Origin of the sequence: Celeribacter halophilus (assembly GCF_900114135.1) — a bacterium.
Classification (GTDB): Bacteria; Pseudomonadota; Alphaproteobacteria; order Rhodobacterales; family Rhodobacteraceae; genus Celeribacter; species Celeribacter halophilus.
The window spans coordinates 1-7,506 of sequence record NZ_FORY01000045.1; the positions used below are offsets into that span (position 1 = coordinate 1).

7 protein-coding genes are annotated in these 7,506 nt (G+C 55.5%); 3 read left to right on the plus strand and 4 right to left on the minus strand.

The window, feature by feature from the left end; translation table 11 throughout:
• A partial coding sequence (locus BM152_RS18395) for a transposase (RefSeq protein WP_139222553.1) occupies positions 1-291 on the minus strand: 291 nt, incomplete at its 3' end.
• 15 nt (positions 292-306) lie between these two features.
• Positions 307-2,427, minus strand: coding sequence for an AAA family ATPase (locus BM152_RS18400; protein WP_082715253.1), 2,121 nt, complete (start codon positions 2,425-2,427; stop codon positions 307-309).
• Between the two features lie 713 nt (positions 2,428-3,140).
• On the opposite strand from BM152_RS18400, the gene BM152_RS18405 reads away from it, so the two are divergent.
• On the plus strand, positions 3,141-3,674 hold the full coding sequence (locus BM152_RS18405; RefSeq protein WP_066598841.1) for a glyoxalase superfamily protein: 534 nt from the start codon (positions 3,141-3,143) through the stop codon (positions 3,672-3,674).
• Between the two features lie 265 nt (positions 3,675-3,939).
• On the opposite strand, the gene BM152_RS18410 is transcribed toward BM152_RS18405, so the two are convergent.
• Both BM152_RS18410 and BM152_RS19080 read right to left on the minus strand, forming a co-directional pair.
• Entirely contained in the window at positions 3,940-5,418 is a 1,479-nt protein-coding gene (locus BM152_RS18410) for a DUF6880 family protein (protein WP_066598836.1), read from the minus strand.
• Between the two features lie 314 nt (positions 5,419-5,732).
• The gene (locus BM152_RS19080) at positions 5,733-5,918 is read right to left on the minus strand and encodes a ribbon-helix-helix protein, CopG family (protein WP_111481417.1); all 186 of its coding nucleotides are present in this window, start codon (positions 5,916-5,918) and stop codon (positions 5,733-5,735) included.
• Between the two features lie 123 nt (positions 5,919-6,041).
• Here BM152_RS19080 and BM152_RS18415 point away from each other — a divergent pair, with 123 nt between their 5' ends.
• Positions 6,042-6,593 (plus strand): hypothetical protein, encoded by a 552-nt coding sequence (locus tag BM152_RS18415; RefSeq protein ID WP_074914659.1) that lies wholly within the window; start codon positions 6,042-6,044, stop codon positions 6,591-6,593.
• 121 nt (positions 6,594-6,714) lie between these two features.
• Positions 6,715-7,506 (plus strand): hypothetical protein (locus BM152_RS18420; protein ID WP_074914662.1); only part of this gene is annotated, 792 nt, incomplete at its 3' end.

Genomic DNA, 7,506 nt, shown 5'->3' on the forward strand with positions numbered 1-7,506 from the left:
CGCTGACGCCTTGCGTAGTATCTCATTGGCTTGGCGTAGCTCCCGGTTTTCCCTTTCGAGGGTTTTAATCCGATCACGTTCTTCAGTAGTCACGCCGTCGCGCATACCACTATCCTTCTCGGCCTGCTTGACCCATCCGTTCAAGGTCTGGGGTATACAGCCGATCTTGGGTGCAATGGCCGCAATCGCGCCCGCCTGCGTTTCGTAGGAGCCTTGATGCTCAAACACCATTCGGACCGCACGTGCGCGGACCTCAGGCGAGTAGCGATTTGCCATTTTACTTTTTGTCATAACCATCATCCTTACTTAAGTTGATGGTCTCCGGCAAACTCGGGGCAATTCATTGTGGTGGTCCATGAGCGCACCCGCAAAAGTTGGCTGTCCAGGCGAACAGAAGGTTGCGAACATCTCCAACAGCTTACGCGTCGCATTAGGAAGTAAGAATAAATAGTCTGTCGTTTTGTTTTGGGCCGCATCCTGAACCATACGGAAAAGGTAGTGATACTCGCTATCATGGGACACCAACAGCGAGTGCATATTGGTGAGACAAGTCGTCCGTTCATCTCCATTTCCAGAGTTTCGACAATCGAGAGACAAGAGCGCGGTCACTGTCTTTGTATCATCCCGCTTTTGAAGGTTTTGGAACTCTCGCTTCACCATATTCATGAAGCTCGTGTTGTGCGTGAGGACAATGACCTGAGCGCACTTTTTCGTCATGCGCGTCATCAGGCTATAGGCATAGGTTCGAGCGGCGGTATCGAGGCTCGAAATCGGGTCATCAATGACCAGCACAAGGTCTTTGGCCTTGCGACCCTCAGCAGCCAGGTGCGTCAGGAAGTAGCAGAAGGAAACCGCTGTCCGTTCTCCTTCACTGAGCTCCGTTGCAGGTTTTCCGCTCGGCCGAAGGATCTTGTAGCCACCAGATTCGGCAACAAGGCGAAGCTCTTTGTGTCCCAGGTAGGCCCAAATAAGCTCATTCATTTTGTCCGCGCCGACACCGTGGTCTTGTAGGTCGTTGCGAAGTTTTAACTGGCGGTCGGCAAGACCCTTCTCGTCCGTTCGCGCTGCCTCAAGCTCAATTTCAGCATCCTGCACACCTTTCTGAAGGCGATTCCATTCACCTTGATTGGCCGCCAAAACATGCGCTTCGATTTTCGTGAAGGCATCCTTTTGCTTGGCAGCAAAACTTATAAAGGCGTCGTTGTGATACTTCACGGTAGCCGTCAGAGCGGTCTCTATGTTCTCATATTCTGCGAGCCACTTCTCAAGGTCGAAATCTGCCAGTTCTGCGGTGACCTCGACTTCTTTGGTCGGGTTTGCTGCCTTTCCATCGAGGCATTTGAGAAGCTCCCCGACACATACGCCGAGCTGTTTGATAGCGACTTCAAAAAGCGCTCGGTTCCGGGTGAATGCTTCCCGCTTTTCGGCAGTAACCTCTGCTTCCTTGGGGGCAGACTGATAGAGCTCCCTTAGGGCTTGCCGCTGTTTATACCCGTTCTTCACGGCGTCTTCCAGGGCGCGAAGCGCCTCGGTCCACGATCTGTCGAACATTAACCGAAGCTGTGCGCGACGCTCTTCAGAGAATGGGTTTCCACAAAGTAAGCAGTCGTTCAGACTATGTTCGTCGTGATAGTGGAGCCCTTTCTCGACCCAGCGAAGAGCATCCGAGTGGGCTTCGAACTCCTTCGAAGCGATGCCGGAAACGCTTTGGGTCAGCAGGGCTTGACCATCCTTGAACCAGTCAATCAGACCAGCCGGAAGGCTTGGGGAGAACGAAAGTGTTGGCAGCGGTTCCCGCTGAGCAAGTATTCCTTGGTTTATCTTGAGGTCAGATTCGGACAGCTTCTTCTCCGCGCCGAAGGATGCTTTCGAGTAATGTCGTTGAATTTTCCGAGCGTCGTAGGACTGCGTGTAGCTACTCGACGCAGCGACTTCTCGGACGTTGCGAGCCACTCGCGTTTTGAAGCCCGCCACGTCCTTATCAGCCTTATTCTTCGCCTTTTGTTTGGTCTTGGTTTTTTGCATTGCAGCGGAAAGTTTTGGAGCTATCACGTCAAACTCTTTTCGAGCATCGACCTTCTTTTCGCTCAGATACGCAATTCCCTTCGTGCTGCTGGCATCCCATTCGAAGTTTCTGGACACGAAGTCTGTATTGAAAACCAGCAAGTTACTCCCGAATGGGTTTGAGACGGAATCTTGCGTGACAGTCGTGCCGTCCGACACTTCAATTTTGAAAGCTGTTTCTGGGGGTAATCGTTCCTCAAGACTTCCCCGCTCAATCGAAGAAAAAACCCGCGAAAGGGTTGTTTTTCCAGACCCATTGAATCCGTAAATTAGGGTGCGAGGTTTGAGTTGAATGTCTGCAGGGGCAGAAAAATCCTTCCACACCCCTGCGTTTTTCAGTTCGGAAACTCTGCTAATGATCAAGGTAATATGCTTTATTCGAAGAAATTCGTGGCTATGTTCGGCTATTAGTCAAAATATGCTGCCGCCTTTGCCTTAGTGCAACAAAAAGTTTCGGGGTGATCCTGTGTGGTCATAGCTAAACACCGCGTTTTGGTATGTTTGGTTAAGGCAGACGGTTCAGTGTCCCACCACTCACTAAACCCGCCGAGCCATTTCTTGCGCGAAGCCGCCATTGGCGTCAGCTGCGGGGAAGGTCTGCAATCCGCCCTCACTTTTGAAAATGCCTGATGCTGTGGCTGCACAGGTCATGTCCGCTTCGGGCTGGGACCAGTCATCGAGACAACTCTAAGAAGGCACTGATGATCAAACATCGTGTGCTGCATTGCCGCAGGTCGGCTTTGAGCCCAGACTTACCTATGCTGCTTTGTGCATGAATGACCGCTTTCACGGGTATCCCAAAAACCTTCAACATTGGCTGGGTTTTGAATGGGGTTTTTGACAGCATAAATTGGAGTGTTTTAGGGCCGTGTCAAAAACGAGCGTTTTTGGTGGGCACACAAAGCAGGTCTTGACCAACTTTACTGAATATGGCCTTCTTACCTCGGTTTGTGTTGCCAGCCGCTCGCGCCCTGTTGGGTAAGGTGAAAATGCTCTAATGTTTAATTCAAACACTCCGTCCAGCATTTGGTCGGTAAAGCGAGCGCCGTAAACAATTTGCTGGCATGGAGATCATCATGAACAGTGTAGATCAGGCCAAATCTATGGCCCGCAAACTTCGGTCAGCCTTGGCCAAAGGCGACAAAGATATTTCCCACTCAGAGGCTTTGGAGCTCGTTGCAAACACGTTGGGATATTCAGATTGGAACACAGCATCGGCCAAACTGGAAGGTGCTGTTTCTAACGCGATCAGCTTCGGTAAAATCTGCCCTATCATCCGCATTTTTGATGAGGCCAAAGCAAGAGAGTTCTACTGCGGGTTTCTTGGCTTCGAAGTCGCATTTGAGCATCGTCACGAAAAGCAACTGCCGCTCTACATGGGCGTCGAGCGTGCCGGTGCGCTTTTACATCTTACAGAGCATCATGGCGACGCAAGCCCCGGATCGAACGTATTTTTGCCAACGCAAAAAATTCGAATGTTTCATAAGGAGCTTTCGGATAAGCAGTATTCCTTCGGGCGTCCTGATTTGGAAGAATTGCCGTGGGGCCTGCAAATCCAAGTGCATGACCCATTTGGCAACAGAATTCGGTTTTGCGAACAAGTGTCCTGAGTAAAGAACTGGGGCAGGCCAGCTACCGTTGGTCTGCCACTCTAGCCGAGACGCTCCAAAAATGACCGTTTTTAGAACGCGAAAATCAAGGCCGACTGAATACCCATTCTCCGAAGTCCGTCATTGGCGCAGCCGCAGCGAAAGCACGGTTTGTCCCACTCTGCCGACCTTCATCCACAGAAAATGCTGCACGGTGGACGAATGGCCGGTCTGGTGAAGCTGCACCGCAGCGCTCGGCAATGAAGCGAACGGCCGGTCAGGGCCGTTACCTATCATCTTTGCTCCACACAGGGCGACGGGTCCCACTTGTTTCTGGCGTTTTAGGTTGGCCATCACCGACGCGCGCCCAGAATCCTGATTTACGAGCATGGGCTTTCTTGAGCTTGGCAAGATAGGTTGCGTGCTCGGTCATTGTGTCGGGGCGCATGGCGTCCGCCTCTGGGGCCAATAGGGTCAGTTTCCCCAGATATTTTGCGCCGTGCCCATAGGCCTTGGATCGTGCGCAGTCGAGGATGTTGTCCAGAAGGGCCCGGTAGAAGATTGTCGCCGCCAAGGGATGATCGTGTTCCAGCAGGTCCGCGATTTTTGGCAGGTTGTGCCAATCCCCCCCGTCCCAGCGGTGCGGGTGCGTCGTGATCAGCTTTGCTGCCAAATCAAGTCGTGGCCAATCAAGGAAGAATTGCAGCGCCGCCTCGGGTTTTGCCTTTTCCAACGCAAATGCATGAGCACGGTCTTCGGCCTCAATATCCTCAAAATCCGGTAGAAGTTTTAGATACTCCCGTAGGATGTCGGCGGGCAGACGTGCCTCAAAACAGTGCCAACGCAGGGCCTGCGCCGCAGATCTGTCGCCGGTGGCGTCCAAGATGCGCGCTTCCAGGCTGACGCGTTCTGGTGCCAGGCCATCATCGGTTTCGCCAAAAGTCCGCCGCCCGGGCTTGCGCACCCATTCCAGCGCTTCGGCGGTGCGCCCAGCCTCCAGTAGCTGCGCCGCGATCCCCAGTGTATCTTGCATATGTGGCTTTTTCTTGAGCTCCAGCGCGATGAGCAGATCGAGATCCCCCCGCGCCGAGGCGAGGATCTGGCGCATCCCGGCCCATTGCGAGGCCATGGAGTAAAACCAGCCATCCGATTTGCGCGCGGCTTCTTCGGACTGCCGTTCGGCGATGGCGTCTTTCAGATTGCCGTCCCAACGCGCCAGAGTGTCTTGCGGCAGATGCGGCGCTACGGCCTCGGTCACGTCAGCGAGATAGCCATGCGTGCTTTCGCCAAGTGCGGTCATGATCTTCTCCGGCAGCGCGTCGGCCTCAGGCACCGGCAGGCTGGCGACCAAATCGCCGGTTGCATGGATCGCCTGATAATAGACGTCCTGAACGCGGCCGGACGAGTCGTCGACTCGTTCGAACACCTGTCCATGGGTGGCGATGAAGCGCAGCAACCGGTCTATGGCCAGCGCCGGGGCGGCAGGTCCAAGCTCGGATGTGATCGTATCGGTCAGACTGCGCAGATCGTCGGCAAAAGCGCGGGCCCTGTCCCATTCGATAAAGCTCTTTGCCCGCGCCAGCCCGGACAGCCGTCGGTCGATCAGTTTGGCAATGACTTCGGGGCCGGACTTCCCGGCCAGCGCCGCTTTGACCTGCCGCCGGAACCCAGCATTGCGTTCGGCCTCTTCCAGAACCAGCTGCGCGAGTTTGTCTGCGCCGAGATCTTTCAGCTTGTCAGTAGAGAGGGCAGGTTTGCGGGCCATGGGCAGGTCTCGGTTGGAAACAGTTGCCCCAATAAATGCCTCGGTCAGGTTCGGGTGGCAAGCATTGGGTCTATGATTGATCAAGCGCTGCGATTATTACGCAAGTTCCTACGTGATTGACCCTCCGGACTCACTGGTGCCGCGAATGGCCGATCTGGTGAAATGGCATTGCAGCATTGACGCCACCTGCGAGCGGCAGGAATGGGCCGTTCGCAGCACCATCCACGAACGGCGCATGACGCTACCCTCTGATCGAGGGCGCGACGTCGCGGTGGCCAGCACAACAGATTTAATCTCCTATAAAAGCCACTCCCTCACTCTTCTCCCACGTTTTCCTTCTGCTTCTCGAGCCATTCCATCATCACGCGCCGAACCACTTCGGGGCGCGTGGGGAGGTCTTCTTGTTTGCGGCGATAGTCGTCGATCGCACGGATCATCTCGCGATCCATACGTATGTTGACGGGCGAGGTGTCGGTTTTGGGGCGTCCAGTTCTAGCCATGACGAATCATTCTCCAAAAAGATACTTGACTTACTGGCGCTATATAATCATACTAGACGAGCAAGGCAAGGGTTGCAGCCCTTCGCCTCGCTCTAACCATAACCGATCCTCAGGAGATCAATTATGACTGACATGATGTCTACCATGCTGCCTTGCGCAGATGAAGCCGCTTCCGATGCCGTTTCGCCCTTCACTTCTGCTTCCCCTGTCACTTTGCAATTTGCCTCTTTGCTTTGTGCGCTTGATACGGCCGTTGAGGCCGAACGCGACATCGAGTGTGCCGGGGCCTTCGATCCCGCCTATTCTGACGGGTGTGATGCCGCGAAACACGCGTGGGCCCGCGCCGCAGACCTGTGCCGGTCTGTATTTGAACTGCCCGCACAGATCGCAAGCGATGCCCCGCTCCAGAATATGGCCGAGCTGTTGCACTTCGTGCTCGGCTGCGAGAGCCATGCAGAATATTGCGGGGCCGAAGATCGGCTGCTGAGTGACGCCGGAAGTTACAACTGGTTTGGCCATGATCCGCTCTCCCGTCGCATCTCTGCGATGTTGGCGCGGGCCACGGAGACCTTCTACGAGATTGGTGCGCTTGAGATGATCGCAGGCCTTGTCGGGCTTGATCCCTCTGCAGGCGCGGATGCTCCGGAGCTGTCCGCTTTGCTGGCGGCCGAATAGGCACTCCCTCCCCCCCACAGGACAGGTCTGTCCTTTTTATTCCAGAGATAATTCCACAGGGCGATGCTGTCGCCCTGCCCTCCCCCTTTGCTTTGTTCTTTCTTAGACAGGAGGCATCCCCATGACGTCTTTCCCGACACATAGCTGCGCCGTACAGCCGGTCCTTCCCTTCATCACCCTGCCCAACACGAACGAGAGCCTGTTTCTGCCCCGCCGCTCGCGCAAGATCCCCCCCGAAGCCTGGCAGATCTTTCCGACCAAGACCCCCACACAGTGGCACGGGTTTGCTAAAGACAAGGGCTACGAGATCGTGCGGCGCGTCCGCGACAAAAACCACATCGTGCTTGAATGCAATACCTGTGGCGGCCTGACCGCGCATAAGGTCTACACCCTGCGCAGCGCCCAGCCTGAATGCGCCGCCTGTCACTATGACCGGATCATCGAGACGGCCAAGGCCGCGGGGCTGATCTTCCTGGGCTATCATCCGACCAACCGCCATCGGGGGTTCTATCGCGCACCCTGCGGGCATGATCTCATCCGTCAGTTCGAGTTTATCGAGCGTTGCGCCAAAGGGGAGGCCATCCCCCGCTGCGAGACCTGCCACGCCGCCAAAGAGCAAGGCGAAGCCGAAGCACGGGGATGGAACCTGATTGGCCCCGACCCTCAAAACGACCCGAACTATCGGCTCTACCGCCATGACTGCGGACACGAACAGCGCGTCGCGCGGGTGAACATGCAGACGGGCCGCTTCTGCTGTGAACAGTGTGGAGAGGGGTGGTCGTCGGCCCCGAGCTACATCTATGCGATGCGCTTTGTGTTTCCCGACAAAACGCAGGTGGTGAAGCTGGGCTTCTCGCGCGATCCGCAATCGCGCCTGCACCACCAACTCAAGCGCAGCACAGAAGCGGGAAGC